The organism is Pseudalkalibacillus sp. Hm43 (assembly GCF_054170705.1).
The window spans coordinates 512,978-530,044 of the sequence record NZ_CM135129.1; the positions used below are offsets into that span (position 1 = coordinate 512,978).

Consider the following 17,067-nt stretch of genomic DNA (forward strand, 5'->3'; position numbering starts at 1 on the left):
GGATAAGGGGGAAAGAAAGTGGATAAAACGGATATTGAAATATTAATCAATCTGCAAAACAATGCACGAATTTCAATGACTGAATTAGGTAAAATGGTCTCAATGTCACAGCCTGCGGTCACAGAGAGGATAAAAAGGCTTGAGGAAAATAAGGTGATTGATCATTACCGTGCAATCCTAACCCCGCAAAAAGTTAACAGAACAACAACGGCTTTCTTATTATTTCATACTAAGAATTGTGAAAAGTTCATCCAGTTCTGTAAAGGATCATCAGATGTGGTTGAATTACATCGAATTAGCGGTCGATACAATTACTTACTTAAAGTTGTATCTGAATCAATGGAAACATTAGAAACCTTTATTGATACTAGTGGAGAACACGGGGATTCTACAACTTTGGTAGTCTTATCTTCTCCGATCGACTTCAAAAACATTACACCTATCATCAAAGATTAGTGTTTGTTTAGAATATTCTTGCTGCCTTGATTTAAATGAATTCGAATTTCCATACTAATGAAGGGGTTGCCCAATAAATGAAAGTATTTGAAACTGAACGACTGACACTCCGATGGATAGAAGATAGAGATGCAAAGTTTATCTATACGCTTTTAAATGAACCAGGATGGATCAAGTATATTGGGGATAAAGGTATTCATAATTTAGGTGATGCTACCTCCTATATTAAAAACGGCCCTCGTGCTATGTATGAACGCGAGGGGTTTGGACTTTTCTTAGCACAACTCAAAGAATGTCAGACGCCTATCGGATTGTGTGGTCTGATAAAACGAGAAGGACTTGTGGACGTCGACATCGGTTTTGCCTTTCTTAAAGATTATCAATCTAATGGATATGCTTTTGAAGCAGCTAGCAAAACATTAGAATATGCTAAAAACATTGGGTTGAAAAAAATTGTGGCCATTACCACTAAAGATAATCAATCATCCTCTAAGCTCTTGGGGAAACTCGGAATGAGCCATGATGGTTGTGTGACTCTACCTGGTGATAGGGAAGAATTAAATAAGTATACAGTAGTATTGTAAGTGAGATGACTGGTACCATAATACGCTTATCGTAGCACTGTATTTTTCGACCAAAACAAACCCTCAAACTATACGGTTTGAGGGTTTGTTAACCATAATCATATGATGTTAACATCGTCCATTTCATGATCAGGCTCAAATCTGAACTGGCTTAGATCAACCCGATTTGATGAATCCACATGTACGCCTTCTTCTTCCAACGCTTCTATTTGCATTCGCGCTAAAGTTTCTTCCTGAATGGAGATTTCCCCTTTTGCGTTGATGACCCTGTGCCAAGGCAGCTCATAGGCTTTGCTCATGGTATGGAGTACGCGGACTACTTGTCGTGCTCCTCTCGGGCTTCCTGCCAGTTTTGCAATTTGACCATATGTCATCACTTTTCCAGGAGGAATATCACCGATGATGTTGATGACTTCATTTGTGAAAGGTTTCAAGCTGAATCCCTACCATTCTTTTGATAGATTAATGATGTAAAACCAAGAGAGATTCCCAGTCCTATAAAAATGATTGCAAATGTCTGGGATTGCTCCACTTTCAATAGATTCATCATACATACAAATCCAAGCGCGATAAAGATCACGGATAACACGAAGTTCATTTTACCAAAACGAGTGAGATTATTCATTCAAGACTCCTTCAAACTTTTCTTTTTTAGATCAAAGATCAATTCATTAGCTTCACGTTTATTTAATTTGTACGTTTTGGGATTGAGTTTCAATTCGTTTGTTAAGGTTTTGATTTCCTGTATTTGATTATCGGTTGGGGGCTGATTCTCGATCAACCGTTCATAATTCTGATAAGCGACTTTTCCAGCCGTTTCAGGAGTAAGCAAATGAATTAATTCGTACATCGCTTTATACGCATTTTCCAAACCGATTTCGTAACCTGAATCTGATCCTAAAAAGAACTGATCAGAATACTCTTCAATGAGCGGAACAAAATCTGCCAGCTGTTGTTCACTGTTTTCATTATAACGGGTGAAGCCAGGAAAGAAATCAATATAGAGATGATCATGATTCCTTAATAATGATCTTAAATTTTCAGGTGTGTTATGGACATTCGCATGCGCATAAACAAAAATGGTGTCTGGGTGAATTCGTAGAGCCTTCTTCAAGTAGGCCATGTTCTTTCCGTTTGGTGGGTCGATATGAAGTAAAATCGGTACCTGATACTCAGCACATAAATCATAGATTTCAGGTAAGAGACCCCAGTGCGGGTGTTCAGCTTTCCACGGTAGACCGGAATGACTCGAATAAGTGGATGCAGCAAAGAGTTCACCAATATTAAGGTATCCTTGCTCCAACTTTTGTCTAACCTTTTCAATGCCATCCGAGTCCTCTGATAATGGAATGCCTGCAAATGATGGATAAATATGATCCGGATATTTTTCGTAATACTGCCAAGCTAACTTGTCAGTTTGAATGGCTTCGGGTTCAGAGACGTTCCCAAATAAAACGGTACGATCAATACCATACTTTTTCCAGGTTTCCAATAGAGAGCTACTTAGCTCACTTTTCCGTCTCTCTGAAGCATCTAATAAGGGAGCGTCGTGACTATGTACATCTATGACAGTAAGTTTTTCGTACACTTCGTGTAGAGGGGTGGAGCTATCCGAGTCCTTTCTCATCTGCTCAATGGTGTTTGCAACGTTCTCTACCCTTTTATAATCAGTTGTGCTGATTACGTTCACCTGGTTTGCATCGTTGTATATGTACCAGGTAAGGAATAAGACAGTACCGATCAATGCTGGAAAAATGATTTTTTTCATTTAAGAACCTCTTAAATCCGTATCTTGCATTAAATGATCCAGAATACCTTTGATGAATTCAGTTTTACCTGCGGTATAAGCTTCACGATGATTTGACGAGTTTGCCAGATTCCTTTTTAATTGACCGTACTTTCTAACGATTTCAGGATTCGTTCTCAAAAAATCTCTGAACATGATATGCTTTTTTAGCTCTTCGTTATCTTTTGTACAAACGTACAGGTGATGTTTCATCCAATCATTCCGATGCCAATCTTCAGTGACACTTGAGTTTGTTTTACGGAATGCTTCACGCCCAAGTATTCCTAAGTCACCTTCGTGTTCGTACCCTAACTTTTTAAATCTAGTTATGATTTCCGGTAGTAGCTCATTGCAGTCGATAACAATATCGATATCAAGAATCGGTTTAGCGATAAGTCCAGTCACAGACGTGCTTCCTACATGTTCAATTGCTAAGATTAAATCTGATAAATCATGTTGAATTCCTTGCTTGATTAGATTAAAACTATTTTTCCATTCTGGGTCGTAGGGTCTGAGATCTATCTTGTTTGTACACATACTCTATTACTCCCCTATTAACAATTGATAGACTTCTTTCCAGGAATCAACTCTCGTGTATTTTTGTTCGTGAATGTTATGTGACGCAGTGAAAAGGATGCCCTCTCCTTTGAAATTTGCAAAGTGTTTCGGATTATCATCAATCAGATAATCTGCATGAATGATACTTTTATCCCCACAAAATACGAAATTCATATCATTCAAGAAAGGAAAGTGTTCTTTAAGCCATTCATGTTTTGCTGTGAATGAATTGGGATGCTCCATAGCCGCTGTCGTAATATATACCTCGTACTGTTTTGTCAGTTCGCGGATCACTTCTTGACTACCTTCCATTACCTCTAAATCACGGAAAAACGTTGGATCGTCCACAAAATCTAAGATTTCTCGAGACAATGATGCTCTTATTTTCCATAAACGAGTACCATTCAGATCCTCCATCTTCAAATCTTCTTTATAGGCTTCGTTATAAACTTGAAGATGTTTTTTTGTGAAATCAGCTATGACCTCATCCATATCTATCGCAATTCTTTTCAAACTCTACTCCCCCAACTGTCTGCTAATCAACCTAATAGATTTTTGACAAATAAAACCTTATCATTTCCTAGTCCATCGTAGTTTGAGTGAACAGGTAACCCATTTATATCCTTGTCTCCAGGTATGATTTCAAAACCAATATGTAAGTGGAATTCGATTGAGTTTGCATTAATTGGTGATGTGATGACGTATACCTTATTTACATGTTGTTTTTCTATAACTTCAAAAAACGTCTCATAGAGCCGTTTCCCCTTCCCCAATTTACGCTGTTTTGGATCAATACCTACGAGATGGATGTAAGCTTCATCTTCTCTTGTTTGGGAGATGAATCCAATCAGAAAACCCGTAACTTCATTTTCTTCTTCAACTACGAAACTCGTATTCTGAAAATGATCGCATAAAAAGCGGGGCAATAGATGAGATACCTCTCGTCCGCCCCACCAATCATTCATTTTAGGTAAGATTGTTAAGAAATCATCAGAGGTGATGTGTCTGATATACATTGATACCATCCTTATCTCTGCATTTCTCTTTTGTGCTGACCTCTCTCGATCATGGACCAGATGATGTAGATGAATGCAGATATCCCTATGATGATGAGAGCGCTATCCAACAATAAGTCGACATCCAGTTCATTGATTGTTCGGATTGCTTCTCCTCCACCATCACCCATGTGTTGTATGGTCATTCCACTATAATCCAGGGTGAAATAAGCAATCAGTGCTCCAATAATAATGCCCGCGAGTATGGAAACCAGACCTTTCATCACTCATCCCTCCATTCACACTTTCCATACACTTCTATATATTGTGATGATTTCCTTTAATATGGGTGAAGGTTTCTATTAGTTGCTCTTGTAAGGATCTTCTCCATCTTAGGTACTCATAAAAATACCTGCAGCTCTATTAGACTGCAGGTAACTTTTGTTTACACTTTTACTTTTTTCTCATGCTTGCGTACTGCGTTCATCACATTGTGGATGATTTTGATTCCGATTTGATCGGCCGAACTGACAATTGATTCTGGGTGGAACTGAACCGCATAGATGGGAAGGTCTAGATGTTCTATCGCCATCGGGATATCGTCATCAGACCGCGCCGTTAATTCCAAGGATTCCGAAATCGTTTCGGCATAAATAGAATGGTAGCGGCTGGCTTGAAATCGCGTTGGTAACCCATCAAACAATTGAGATACTCCCATTTTAGTGATATGGGCGGTTTTCCCATGTTGAGGGTAATCAAGGACACCTAAAGATCCTCCAAAGTATTCTACAATTCCTTGAAATCCTAAACAAACGCCGAAGATCGGAATCTTTTTTTCGATACATCGTTCAATGGTTGAAGAAACATCAAATCGTTCAGGCAGTCCAGGCCCTGGAGACAGGACAACCAAATCAAAGCGTGATTCATTCATCAATGCTTCACGTGCAAAAGGTGCTCTGAGCGTAACGACTTCAGCTCCTGTTTGTTTAAAGTAGTTGGCTAACGTGTGGACGAAGGAATCTTCGTGATCCACAATAAGAATTTTTTTGCCATTACCAGGTTGGGTTGATTGAGCTGTTTCATGACCGGTATTCGACTGCTTGATCGCCTTCCGAAGACCTGCAGCTTTCGTCAACGTTTCTTCTTCTTCCGCTTCAGGGATGGAATCATAAAGTAAGGTTGCTCCTACACGAATTTCGGCGACATCATCCTTCAACCGTATCGTCCTCAAGGTCAATCCTGTATTCAAATCTCCATTGAAACTGTACCATCCGACGGCACCACCGTACCAGCCTCTTGGGGTCTCCTCATGGTTTTCGATCCAATCGATGGCTGCTTTTTTCGGAGCACCTGTAACGGTTACTGCCCACATGTGTGTCAAGAACGCATCCAGCGCATCAAATTCCGGTCTCATATAACCTTCGACATGGTCAACCGTATGGATCAAGTGGGAATACAGTTCGATCTGTCTTCTGCCCACAACGTTAACAGAGCCAGGTATGCAGATTCTAGACTTGTCATTCCGGTCGACATCCGTACACATCGTCAGCTCTTCTTCATCTTTTTTCGAATTGAGGAGTTTCCGAATTTGTTCGGCGTCCTCAATCGCATTGTTCCCACGTTTGATGGTCCCGGAGATCGGACAGGTTTCCACCCGATTGCCTTCGACTCTGACATACATTTCAGGAGATGAACCGACCAGTATCTCATTCCCTAAGTTGATGATGAATCCATATGGGCTCGGATTGATTTCCTGTAGCCGTTCAAATACTTCAGATGGTTTGGACTCACACGATTCATAAATGGTCTGGGATGGTACAACTTCAAACATATCCCCCATTTTGAAGGCAGCTTTAGCTTGATGAACGAGATTGGCATATTTACCCGGCTTATACTCCTGCACAGATCGTACGGAGCTTTTATTTTGAGTTATCTTTGTTCCTGATCGCTTGAAATGTTCCGTATGCTGATTTCCGTATTGAAAATCGTACGATAACTGGTAAGCCTGTTTCGTTTGATGATCAATAACGGTGATTTCATCGGGGAGATAGAGGACCAGATCCGCTTGATTTTTCTCTCTCCTCAATTTTTGTTGGATGGCTTCAAATTGAAAGACGAGATCGTATCCGAATGCACCATACAAACCCAGGAAAGAGTCTTCCTCAGACGCAAACAATGATTTGATTGCTCTGATGACCGTGAAGATAGATGGTTGCATACTTCTTTCTTCCTCTGTAAAAACAGCCTCCGTCTCTATCACCTTTCCAGTCAGTACCGTTTTATCCAATGAGAGAGAAGCCAATTCCTCAATGCTTTCTAAATGCGTCTGGATCGCATTCAGCAATACATTGCCTCTCGCATTCAACGCCTTGACCGAGAATTCCCTTCCTTTTGCTCGGATCACTATGGGTGGATGGATGAAACCCACGTCCCATCTGGAATAACGGCCAGGGTACTCGTATCGGCTTGAAAATAGCCCACCTTGGCTGTGGTCGATATCCTTTAGGATCAGCTCCAGCTCCTCTGAGCCTTCCACAACAACTTTTGACCGAGAGATCTTCATTCCGCCTTCTGTCTCATACTCATGTAAAGTTTGTTTGTTCATCAATTGTAAGAAGTTCCTCATGCTCAACTAACTCTCCTGTCTCAGCTTTTCTCAACTATTTTGCAGCTTGAAGAGGGTTCTCTTCCATGCTTTTAGATTGCTCATAAAACGCTACGTACTTGTCTTTCAATTCATCCTTTTCTCGTAAAGCGATCGCTTTCCTAGGATGATCATTCATCTGACCTGAAATGGCATAAGGAATCAGATAACCCCATTCCATTTCTTTACGAAGCGGGATTAGGCTTTCTTCTATGGCCTTTAGAACGGGTTTAAGATCATATTTTGGTTGTAGATAACCAATCAACAATTCGGTGGGACAATTGCCTGCTGCTCTTCCCATTCCATACACTGTCGAATCCAAAAACCTGCTTCCTGCTTGCTCTGCTGCAATGGTGTTGGCGAAAGCAAGCTGCAAATTGTTGTGTGCATGGATACCGATTTGTTTATCTGGTAACATGCGCTTGTAAATTTCCGCCAATCTACGGATTTCTTCCATGTACAAGCTTCCGAACGAGTCGACGATATAGACCACATCGACTGAACAATGTTGGACTTTCCTCAACTTTTGTTTCAATTCCACCTGATCCACATTCGATACTGCCATGATGTTCAGACACGTCTCATATCCTTTTTCATGCAACACATTGACAGTGGTGATGGCTTCTTCAATTTGAGAACTGTAGCAAGCAACACGGATCATGTCGATCAGACTATCTTGTGCTATCGGTATATCATCTAGTGTAAACTTTCCGATATCCACCATAACGGACAACTTGGTCCGCTTCTTAATGGGAATGGTTTTCGTTAATAGGTCTTCCCGACAGAAGCGCCAAGGTCCAGTATCCTCATCTCCCACTAACCCAGGTGCGTTTTTATAACCGATTTCCATATATTCGATCCCTGCTTGATCAAGCGCTTCATACAAATTACTTACGAACTCGATGCTGAAATTCCAATTGTTCACGAGTCCTCCATCTCGAATCGTACAGTCGATGATTTTAGCTGTTGACATGTTGTTCACCTTTTACGAGTGAAGATAAGTAAGCTCTAAAGGCACTTCTGAAATCAGCAGATGGATCTTCTCTCAACTCGTGTGCTTTCTTGATCAATGAGCTACCGATGATGACTCCGTCACACACTTCCCCTACATCGATGAACTGCTGTCTCGTTGAGATCCCGAATCCTAATGCCACCGGCACATCTGTATAGAACTTCGATTCTTGCAAAAGTCTTTTCGTTTCAGGATGGAAGTCTTTTCGTTCACCTGTGACTCCTAGAGAAGAAACACAGTATAAAAAGCCTTGGGCGGACTGAGCAATCTGAATCAACCGCTCAGGGGAGGTCGTTGGTGCGACCAGAGATATGAAGCTGATGGACTCTGCATCACATCTTTCCCGCAAGTTTTCACTCTCTTCAAATGGCAGGTCTGGAATCAATAACCCATCAATATCGTTCTCTTTAGCCAATTGGAAGAACTGCTCCTCTCCAAGTCGTAGGAAAGGATTAATATAAGTGAAGATGAGGACTGGAATTTCCAAACCTCTCTTACGCATTTCTCCGACAAGTTTCATCGCTTTTCCGATGGTCATTCCTTTAGCACGTTTCGCTGCCTCTTGAATGACGGGGCCATCAGCAAGCGGATCCGAATAAGGAATTCCAAGCTCTAGAACATTCGCTCCTTCTTCTTGTAAAATCAACGCGGTCTCGATGGTGTCTTCCGGTGTAGGATCTCCTGCCATGATGAACGGGATGAACAATGGTTTAGAATCGTTTTTCAATGATTCGAATCGCTTATTCATTGCTTCCTTCCTCCTCTAGCAAATTCATGATGGTTGTTACATCTTTATCACCACGTCCGGAAAGACAAACGACAATGGACGTGTGTTCAGGCTGGACTTCTGCCTCTTTAAATGCTTGCGCCAAGGCATGTGCACTTTCGATCGCGGGTAAAATCCCTTCTTCCTCTGAGAGAATTTTCAGTGCATCTAACGCTTCTGCGTCTGTAATCGTTTTGTAGGTCACCCGTTTAGACGCAGCCAGGTAAGAATGTTCCGGTCCTACACCTGGGTAATCGAGACCTGCAGAAATGGAGTAAGGTTCAACGATTTGACCACTCTCATCCTGATTGAGATATGTCATTGAGCCATGTAACACACCGATTGAACCTGTCGTGATGGAAGCGGCATGTCTGCCTGTCTCGATTCCTAGTCCTCCAGCTTCTACTCCGATGAGATTCACTTCCTGATCTTCCAGAAAGGGATGGAACATGCCCATCGCGTTACTGCCACCACCCACACAGGCGATGACGGTTTCTGGAAGTTTTCGTTCAAACTCAACATGCTGCTCCTTCGTTTCCAAACCGATGACCCGTTGGAAATCCCGTACGATCATAGGATAAGGATGAGGTCCAACGACCGAACCGATGCAATAGAAGGTATCCTGCACGGCACCTGCCCAGTACCGGATCGCTTCATTCGTAGCATCTTTCAAGGTTTTGCTGCCGCTTGTCACTGAGACGACCTCTGCTCCCAGCAGCTTCATCCGGAAAACATTCAACGATTGACGTTCAATGTCTTCTTTACCCATGAATACTTTACAAGACAGTCCGTAACGAGCACATGCAGTCGCGACTGCTACACCATGTTGGCCTGCTCCTGTCTCTGCAACGACTTTCGTTTTGTTCATTCTTTTAGCGAGTAAAACTTGTCCGATGGCATTGTTGATCTTGTGCGCACCTGTGTGGTTCAAATCTTCACGTTTCAAGTAGATTTTTGCTCCACCAAATCTTTTGGTCGTGTTTTCCGCATAAGTGAGCGGTGTCGGTCTACCGGAATATAAGTTCAATTCTTTATGAAGCTCTTCCTGAAAGTCGGGATCCTGAATGGCTTCATGAAATTCGCCTTCCAATTCTTCTAGAGCGAACATTAACGTTTCAGGAACATATCGCCCTCCGAATTGCCCGAAACGTCCTTTTTTATCTGGATACAATGCTGTTGGCATATGCGTTCATCCTTTCTGTCAGTTTGCTGATTTCCGTTTCACTTTTCCGTTCATTTTGTTCTACACCGCTCGACAGGTCGATCCCGAGAGGTTTTTTAGAAAGACACGCTTGTACATTGTCTGGATGGATACCACCCGCGATCAAACAAAGCTTTTCATTCTTTTTTGCGAGTTCTGTATAAGCAGGAATCGCTTCCCAATCAAAACGAATACCTGTCCCACCGGTTTTTCCTTTCACCTTTGTATCAATGACGAATCCATCAACTACTGCCATGTAGTCGGCCATTTCATCGAGCGTCTGTTCAGAATGAGGCAGTGCCTTCCAGATAACTTTATCCGTCTGGGCTTTCACTTGCTTGATGAATGAGACAGATTCTGTGCCATGGAGCTGAAGGACATCTAGATCTACCTCTACCAATGTTTCTTTGATTTGCTTTAAGGTCGGATTTACGAATACACCGACATGAGAAATGCCTTGGTTTCCGATGGTCCAACGCTTCACGTCCTGAGGCGCAACTCTCCTTTTGCTTTCTGCAAAAATGAATCCGGCATAATCGGCCGAGCTTTTTTGGATTTTCACATAATCTTCACGTGAACGTGCTCCACAAATCTTCAATTTGGTCATTCTATATCACCAAACAAATCGGCTATACATTTGGGGATGGATTTCGCACGCATCAACGTTTCACCGACCAGTATCCCTTTTGCTCCAGCTTTTCCGACCAATGAGACATCCTCCTTCGTAACGATGCCACTCTCACTTATGAAGGGGACATTTTCTGGGATCTGTTCAGCAATTATCCGCGTATGCTCCACTCTCGTTTCAAATGTCCGGAGATCACGGTTATTGATACCTAGTAGATCTGGTGTAAAGTTTGAAAGCGCGGTGTCCAACTCATCGATGGAATGCACCTCGAGTAACACTTCCAGTCCAAGTTCTTTTGCTACTACAAAAAGTTCTTTTGCCTGCACCGGTTCCAAAATAGCTTGGATCAACAGGATTGCATCGGCCCCAATCGCCTTGCTTTCCTCTACCTGGATCGGATCAATGATGAAGTCCTTTCTCAGAAGAGGTAGATGGGTAGCATTCCGGATTTCCGTCAAGTACGCCTTCGATCCCTGGAAGTAATCACGATCTGTCAGAACGGAAATTGCATCGGCACCAGCCTGTTCGTATGTTTTTGCAATTTCAACAGGTTCGATATGTTCACGTATGAGCCCTTTTGAAGGTGATGCTTTCTTCACCTCTGCAATGAGTCCCAGCTGACGAGTCGGGTACTTTATTGCATCAGACAAAGACCGGATCGGGTAAGCATGATCTTCAAAGGATGTTGGTATATCTAAGAGTTCCTGCTTTTTCGTTTCGACGATTTTGTTAAGCATACGAACGCTCCTCTGTGTTCGTCATGCTCAAATAGTGGTTCATGACCCTACCAGATTCCAATGCGTCTTTCACAATCGGGACGGCTTTTATAAAAGAATCCGCTTTTCCAGAAGCGACTAGACCGGCAGCTGCATTCAGGATGACGATGTTTTTAGCTGACGAATTGGAAGTGCCTCCGAATACCTGGCGGATCAAGTGGGCACTTTCACTCGGTGAACCGACTTGTATGTCTTTCAAAGATCCTCTCGAAAGCCCGAAATCTTCTGGAATCAGTTCCATGGATTCAATGGAATCCGGCGTCACCACCAGCACTTTTGTGGAGGTCGTAATCGTGCACTCATCCAAGCCATCTGAGCCTGTGACAATCAGAGCTTTTTGAATGCCGAGTCGTTGAACGACCTGCGCCATTTTATCCGCCAACATCGGTTCATAAACCCCGATCAATTGTCGGCTGCAGCCAGCTGGATTACAGAGCGGTCCGAGTATGTTGAACACCGTACGGAAACCGATGTCCTTTCTCGGCTGCACAGCATGTTTCATCGCAGGATGATAGAGTGGCGCGAATAAGAACGTCATCGAATGCGAATCCAAAGCGTTCAGCGCTTCTTTTACACCAGATTGTGTCGGAATGTTCAGTTGTTCAAGAACATCTGCGCTTCCACTTTTCGAAGAGAATGAACGGTTACCATGCTTCGCGACCTTTACGCCTAACGCTGACATGACGATGGCTGATGCTGTGGAAATGTTGAATGTGCTGGAACCATCTCCGCCAGTGCCGCATGTATCTACAGCATCTTCAAGGTTCACGGGGAAACGGACGGCATGTTCTCGCATTGAACGTGCAAAGCCTGTCAGTTCATCAACCGTTTCACCACGCATCCTTAAAATGGTCAGTAAACTAGCAAGCTGACTGGAGTTGACCTGCCCCGTCATGATCTGGTCCATGATCGATTTGGCTTCTTTTTCTGTAAAAGTAAAGCCCTCTATTGCTCTCTTTAATTGGATTTGTATCATTTGTAGTCTCCTCTCGATCTATTTGATTCATAGGTAGATCAAGAGAAGTTCAAGGTGGGATAAATTTGAGTTGTACATCAATACATAGAAGTTCCATCTCTATCACTCTCCATTTCTGAACGGAGTACGGATAGAGCTGAGGTATGGAAATAGGAAGGTATAAAAATAAAAAAATCCTATGGACATAAAGGTGCCCAAGGATTTGTCTTCTGTAAACGTACCTTAGCTCGCCTCAACTCTCTCAAACTCGTCTCTCATTCTCATCTCAACTAATCTAATTTCATTCTAAAAACTTAAACTTATAGTAGTAAATTTACTGACAATTTGTCAAGAGATTAATTTTATGTTCCTCTTTTTGCATACAATGGATTAGTTGAATGGTTAGGCTCTTTTCAATACAACGAGAAAAGGAGATCATGATGGCCAAATTGAAGTCATTGCCCTTCGTGAAATGTGGAAAAGTGTTCGATTCTCCCTTGCCAGATTCTCTCGATATGAGTATGCCCCCGATTGTACTTGGAGAGGTCAAGGTGGAAGTTCCTAATCAACGGGATGAACGTAATGTTTGTGTTCTCGTAACATTCTCAGAGTTCATTAACTTTGCCTTGCTGGGTCTTAACCCAAAGCTATCGATCATTTATCGTTTTGTGCGGATGAATCATGGCTCACATGATGCTCAAATTCTGCAAGAGTACGAATTTCTGTTCGAATCTGCTCGAGCAGATGAAGTAGCGAACGTGACTACGAACCAACCGACTGTCCTTACTGTGTGTGATTGCATGGATAAGGGCACATCAGGTTCGTTTACCTATCGCCTGGAGATCACTCAGATTGATTCAAACAGTCTAGAGAATCTAGAAATCGTGAACAAAAGCATCACTGCCACTGTTTTGGATGAACAGACAGAAAACAACGATATCCAAATGCGGAGAGGCCCAAGAGGTCCGTTGCTATTCCTCGATCGAAATTTTTCACTTCCGAAAAAAACAACGAACGGGCAGGCTTTTGTCGCTTGTGGGAGAGTGTTCAATCCAGTGTTACCATTGCGCCTTTCCGTTTCTGACCCGCCCGTAGTTCTGACTCAAGTGACTGTTCGACCAGAAGTGGTGAAAAAACCCTGTGTGTTGGTCAATTTTTCAGGATTCTTAACGTCGATTCTACGGAATGCAGACTTCAGTAACTTGACGTTCCGTTTGGTCAAATCAAGAACAGACGGCTCTGGCCGAAAAGTGCTGCAAACGTGGCCATTTTTGAGGGAATTCGTGAGTGACACGAATATTAAAGAACCGATTGTGTTCAACTTTTGTGACTGCTTGGACGACGTAAAGGCGGATGCTGAAATCCTGTACACTTTTGAACTCATTGAAGCTACTCTTTCTCAGCAATCCTCCTATAACATTACTCAGAAAAGCATGACCGCCCAGGTCTATACCGGTATCGACCAACAGAAGAGATCAAATCATAAGGAGAAGAACTGATGCATGGAGATTCGCAAACACCTATTTTGAATTGTGGACGCATCCGACGAGTGAAATTTCCCCAACAGTTGTCGATGGATGACCCTCCTGTCACACTTGCTGAAGTTGCTGTGAATACAGGTAAAGTGAACCTGCCGAGTGTTCTGTTCAACTACTCTCAAGTATTATCGTTTCAAACGACTGGAGCGAACCTCGATTTGACGATCACATACCGGTTGATCCGGATATCGAGAGCTTCCAAAACGGTGAAAAACCTTGAAGAATGGACATTCAGAGGTGCAGAGATCATCCCTACAGATGTACCGGATCTGGATACGATCGAACCCCTGGTGGTCAATTTCTGTGATACTGGTTTGGAAAAAGACCAATCATTTGTGTATCGGTTCCAGCTCGCTGAAGTAATTACCAATAATGCGAGGTATCGCATTTCCGATCAAGTCATTACGGCGATTGTATTGGATGGAGCCAGTGATTAAGAAATTTAATGGAAAAATGCTGCCCGGAAGTGTTGGGGCAGCATTTTTTGGTAGTAATATGTACCCGATTTGCAAAACATATGTCTGTTTTTGTTAGAATCTATTGCATTTTTGTCCGAACATGCGCAAAAATTGTCTGAACCAAGCGTGATTTGGTCCGAACATTAGAGAAAATTCTAAAACCCAACATCCAATCACTCTCATTTCTGCAAAAAATCATAGTATTTTGCTCGGTCATTCCAACTTTTGAACAAAAAGCGATGAAGTGTTCCTCGTTTTGATGAGTTTTTAATCGAACTGCGATTCAAAATCACTAATTTTATGCAAATTCCCAACCACAACCCCGATTGTCATAATTCGTATACAAAAAATACGTATGTTTTCTGATCTGGATTGTTATAATGGCTTTGAGTACAAGTTTTTAGGAGTTGAGAGATTTGAATAATTTGCTGAAAACGTTTCGTATTGTTGGATATTCTGAAGGGGTTTCCTTCCTGCTCCTCCTTGGGATCGCCATGCCTTTAAAATATATGTTCGATTACCCAATGGCGGTAAGCGTTGTCGGTGCAATCCACGGTGGTCTCTTCGTTCTTTATTGCATGATGGTCGTCTATCTGAAGTTCAACTACCGCTGGTCCATCCGAAAAGCGGCAATGGGTATCATCGCATCTGTCCTACCGTTCGGTCCATTCGTATTTGACGCTAAAATGATCCGCAGTTCATGATCAAATAAGGTAACCATCAGCTTCTGCTGATGGTTTTTTCTTTTTCAAAAACGAAAAGACTGCCTCAAACGGGCAGCCTTTCTTCATCAGTCGTTATCGATTTGTTTTACTGTAAACGAATGCAAGAATCAGTGCGAAACCGAGATGCGTAACAAGGTTCATCAATTGAGCACCTGTAAATGCCTGCCCGATCATGACACCCATACCGAGCATCGCTGGCATGATCAATAGTGGCCCTACTACCCAAAGCACAATTCCATAGATGATGGCTAAACCATAAATGTTTTTCCTACCAGATGCTAATACTCCGAATCCTAGACCGAAAATCACGCTGATCACCATATGCACAAACCATCCGACCGCGACGCTTTCTGAACCGACCAACATTGCGACCATTGGCAACTTGCCCATCAGTTGCATGAAAATACCGAAGATGATACCCGCTACAACGCCTCCGATTGCCGAAGCTTTTAATGAAGTTCCCATTGTCAACGGATTCGTTTCACTCATACTCTTCACTTCTGCCATTTTTCATTCACTCCTTTTCATAAGTTACTTTTATTATAAAAAGGAAGCGCTATCATTACTGTAAGTTAAATTACAAAACATTCAAAAAACGGATACCATTTATAGGAATTGTTATAGGCATCCGCACAATAAACGAAACAGATTCATATACTGCATCAATTCAAACCGATCTTTAGGAGGATCATGATGCATCATTACCACTACACTACCATTCTGAGACTTCTCGGTTATTGGCCGGAGCCCCAACGTCGTATAGGTTATGAGTTGATTCAGAAATATGGAATGCCGGATGAGTACACAACGAGTGCACTCCTATGGTTTCACCGAGGACCTTGGAATAATATCATGTTGTTCCGCGAGTCGGTTCCACATGACTTCCCGACCCCACACAAAGATTTCCTGGAGCAGACGATCAGCTACAAAGTACCCATTGAATTTTACGACGACATTGCCAAGTTTGATGGCAGTGTCTATCCCGACCGTACGAGTGGTGAACTCTCGGTCAAGTGTCATAATGAACCGATGAACATTTTGACGTTGAATCTCGTTCATGATCTTGTTACTGGAAAAAGGACCGTTGAAGAAGCGAGAGCTTTCTATGGTCAAGTCGCAAGTGCCTTCAACAAAGGAGATCATAGTTCACCTTTTACTCAACGTCTGCTCTTTGCAAAACAAACCAACACTGCCGATCCAGATGTGGCCATCATTTGATAAGTCCGTACATTCGTTTTTTCAGAGTCAAAGCCTTATAATGAGAAGCAATTCACCATATTAGGAGTTAGACATCTTGAAAAAAATCGGTTTATATTTGGTACTTATCTTCATTGTTCTTTTATTGATTATAAAAGGTGATCAACTGATTGGCTTATTGACGAGTGGATCATTGGATCGAGTCGTCGGGTACGTGCAATCATGGGGAATTTTTGCACCACTCATCAGTATAGGGCTGATGATTTTCCAGGCGATTGCAGCGCCCATACCAGCTTTCCTGATAACTGCAACGAACGGCTTATTATTCGGGGTTGTTTGGGGATTCGTCATTTCCTGGATCGGTGCCATGTTAGGAGCAATCGTATCATTTTATCTTGCCAAACGACTCGGTTATGATTTTGTGAAAAAGAAGGTCAATGAGACTGGGTGGTTGAATCATTTAGAGCGGCTTAATGGAAAGTATGGATTCTGGATTGTACTGATTGCAAGGCTTGTCCCGGTCGTCTCATTCGACTTGATCAGTTTTGCCGCTGGACTCGCAGGTATGAAGCTCAGAACCTTTTTGGTTTCAACCGGCATCGGCATGCTACCAGCTACAATTGCTTATACGATGCTAGGTCATGACATGAGGAACATTCAACAATTCAACGAACGGATGTTGATCATCATCAGTGCTTTGGTGGGAGTGACCTTAATCGCCATGCTACTGAAAAAGAAATACAAATCTGAGAAACCAGGGGGCTGAAATCGGTCGTAGACCATCAACT

Annotated in this window: 22 protein-coding genes; 7 read left to right on the top strand and 15 right to left on the bottom strand. The window is 42.4% G+C overall.

Features of this window, described 5'->3' with window-relative positions:
- Positions 1-18: 18 nt before the first annotated feature.
- Entirely contained in the window at positions 19-456 is a 438-nt protein-coding gene (locus ACXQIQ_RS02660; protein WP_439300280.1) for an Lrp/AsnC family transcriptional regulator, read from the top strand.
- A gap of 77 nt (positions 457-533) precedes the next feature.
- A complete protein-coding gene (locus ACXQIQ_RS02665; protein WP_439300279.1) occupies positions 534-1,040 on the top strand; it encodes a GNAT family N-acetyltransferase in 507 nt (168 codons plus the stop codon).
- Positions 1,041-1,138: 98 nt separating this feature from the next.
- Here the strand turns inward: ACXQIQ_RS02665 and ACXQIQ_RS02670 are convergent, their stop codons facing one another.
- The 14 genes from ACXQIQ_RS02670 to trpD form a co-directional block, all read right to left on the bottom strand.
- Entirely contained in the window at positions 1,139-1,474 is a 336-nt protein-coding gene (locus ACXQIQ_RS02670) for an MGMT family protein (protein WP_439300278.1), read from the bottom strand.
- Positions 1,471-1,665, bottom strand: coding sequence for a hypothetical protein (locus ACXQIQ_RS02675; protein WP_439300277.1), 195 nt, complete (start codon positions 1,663-1,665; stop codon positions 1,471-1,473). Before ACXQIQ_RS02675 ends, ACXQIQ_RS02670 begins: the two co-directional genes overlap by 4 nt.
- Positions 1,666-2,808: an amidohydrolase family protein gene (locus tag ACXQIQ_RS02680; protein WP_439300276.1), complete on the bottom strand. Its 1,143-nt coding sequence runs from the start codon at positions 2,806-2,808 to the stop codon at positions 1,666-1,668.
- Entirely contained in the window at positions 2,809-3,363 is a 555-nt protein-coding gene (locus ACXQIQ_RS02685; RefSeq protein ID WP_439300275.1) for a GrpB family protein, read from the bottom strand.
- A gap of 6 nt (positions 3,364-3,369) precedes the next feature.
- Positions 3,370-3,897: a 5' nucleotidase, NT5C type gene (locus ACXQIQ_RS02690; protein ID WP_439300274.1), complete on the bottom strand. Its 528-nt coding sequence runs from the start codon at positions 3,895-3,897 to the stop codon at positions 3,370-3,372.
- 26 nt (positions 3,898-3,923) lie between these two features.
- On the bottom strand, positions 3,924-4,400 hold the full coding sequence (locus ACXQIQ_RS02695; RefSeq protein ID WP_439300273.1) for a GNAT family N-acetyltransferase: 477 nt from the start codon (positions 4,398-4,400) through the stop codon (positions 3,924-3,926).
- An 11-nt stretch (positions 4,401-4,411) separates the two neighbouring features.
- Positions 4,412-4,663, bottom strand: coding sequence for a hypothetical protein (locus tag ACXQIQ_RS02700; protein WP_439300272.1), 252 nt, complete (start codon positions 4,661-4,663; stop codon positions 4,412-4,414).
- A gap of 161 nt (positions 4,664-4,824) precedes the next feature.
- On the bottom strand, positions 4,825-7,005 hold the full coding sequence (locus tag ACXQIQ_RS02705; RefSeq protein ID WP_439300271.1) for an anthranilate synthase component I: 2,181 nt from the start codon (positions 7,003-7,005) through the stop codon (positions 4,825-4,827).
- A 34-nt stretch (positions 7,006-7,039) separates the two neighbouring features.
- Positions 7,040-7,996 carry an aldolase catalytic domain-containing protein gene (locus tag ACXQIQ_RS02710; RefSeq protein ID WP_439300270.1) on the bottom strand — a complete coding sequence of 319 codons (957 nt, stop codon included), beginning with the start codon at positions 7,994-7,996 and terminating at the stop codon, positions 7,040-7,042.
- The gene (trpA, locus tag ACXQIQ_RS02715; protein ID WP_439300269.1) at positions 7,983-8,783 is read right to left on the bottom strand and encodes a tryptophan synthase subunit alpha; all 801 of its coding nucleotides are present in this window, start codon (positions 8,781-8,783) and stop codon (positions 7,983-7,985) included. The genes ACXQIQ_RS02710 and trpA overlap by 14 nt, the downstream gene beginning before the upstream one ends.
- A complete protein-coding gene (gene trpB / locus ACXQIQ_RS02720) occupies positions 8,776-9,984 on the bottom strand; it encodes a tryptophan synthase subunit beta (protein ID WP_439300268.1) in 1,209 nt (402 codons plus the stop codon). The genes trpA and trpB overlap by 8 nt, the downstream gene beginning before the upstream one ends.
- A complete protein-coding gene (locus ACXQIQ_RS02725) occupies positions 9,959-10,609 on the bottom strand; it encodes a phosphoribosylanthranilate isomerase (protein WP_439300267.1) in 651 nt (216 codons plus the stop codon). The genes trpB and ACXQIQ_RS02725 overlap by 26 nt, the downstream gene beginning before the upstream one ends.
- Entirely contained in the window at positions 10,606-11,367 is a 762-nt protein-coding gene (gene trpC / locus ACXQIQ_RS02730; RefSeq protein WP_439300266.1) for an indole-3-glycerol phosphate synthase TrpC, read from the bottom strand. Before trpC ends, ACXQIQ_RS02725 begins: the two co-directional genes overlap by 4 nt.
- The gene (trpD, locus tag ACXQIQ_RS02735) at positions 11,360-12,382 is read right to left on the bottom strand and encodes an anthranilate phosphoribosyltransferase (RefSeq protein ID WP_439300265.1); all 1,023 of its coding nucleotides are present in this window, start codon (positions 12,380-12,382) and stop codon (positions 11,360-11,362) included. Before trpD ends, trpC begins: the two co-directional genes overlap by 8 nt.
- Positions 12,383-12,912: 530 nt before the next feature.
- Here trpD and ACXQIQ_RS02740 point away from each other — a divergent pair.
- The 3 genes from ACXQIQ_RS02740 (at position 12,913) to ACXQIQ_RS02750 (ending at position 15,061) form a co-directional block, all read left to right on the top strand.
- Positions 12,913-13,860: a DUF4489 domain-containing protein gene (locus tag ACXQIQ_RS02740; RefSeq protein WP_458025798.1), complete on the top strand. Its 948-nt coding sequence runs from the start codon at positions 12,913-12,915 to the stop codon at positions 13,858-13,860.
- Positions 13,860-14,336, top strand: coding sequence for a DUF4489 domain-containing protein (locus tag ACXQIQ_RS02745; protein WP_439300263.1), 477 nt, complete (start codon positions 13,860-13,862; stop codon positions 14,334-14,336). The genes ACXQIQ_RS02740 and ACXQIQ_RS02745 overlap by 1 nt, the downstream gene beginning before the upstream one ends.
- A 446-nt stretch (positions 14,337-14,782) precedes the next feature.
- On the top strand, positions 14,783-15,061 hold the full coding sequence (locus ACXQIQ_RS02750) for a DUF3817 domain-containing protein (RefSeq protein WP_439301947.1): 279 nt from the start codon (positions 14,783-14,785) through the stop codon (positions 15,059-15,061).
- A 93-nt stretch (positions 15,062-15,154) separates the two neighbouring features.
- Here the strand turns inward: ACXQIQ_RS02750 and ACXQIQ_RS02755 are convergent, their stop codons facing one another.
- On the bottom strand, positions 15,155-15,589 hold the full coding sequence (locus ACXQIQ_RS02755; protein ID WP_439300262.1) for a hypothetical protein: 435 nt from the start codon (positions 15,587-15,589) through the stop codon (positions 15,155-15,157).
- Positions 15,590-15,772: 183 nt separating this feature from the next.
- Between ACXQIQ_RS02755 and ACXQIQ_RS02760 the strand changes: the two genes are divergently transcribed.
- Together ACXQIQ_RS02760 and ACXQIQ_RS02765 are read left to right on the top strand one after the other, a co-directional pair.
- Positions 15,773-16,300, top strand: coding sequence for a hypothetical protein (locus tag ACXQIQ_RS02760; protein WP_458025800.1), 528 nt, complete (start codon positions 15,773-15,775; stop codon positions 16,298-16,300).
- Positions 16,301-16,376: 76 nt separating this feature from the next.
- Complete coding sequence (locus tag ACXQIQ_RS02765) at positions 16,377-17,045, top strand: TVP38/TMEM64 family protein (protein ID WP_439300260.1); 669 nt, start codon at positions 16,377-16,379, stop codon at positions 17,043-17,045.
- Positions 17,046-17,067 lie beyond the last annotated feature (22 nt).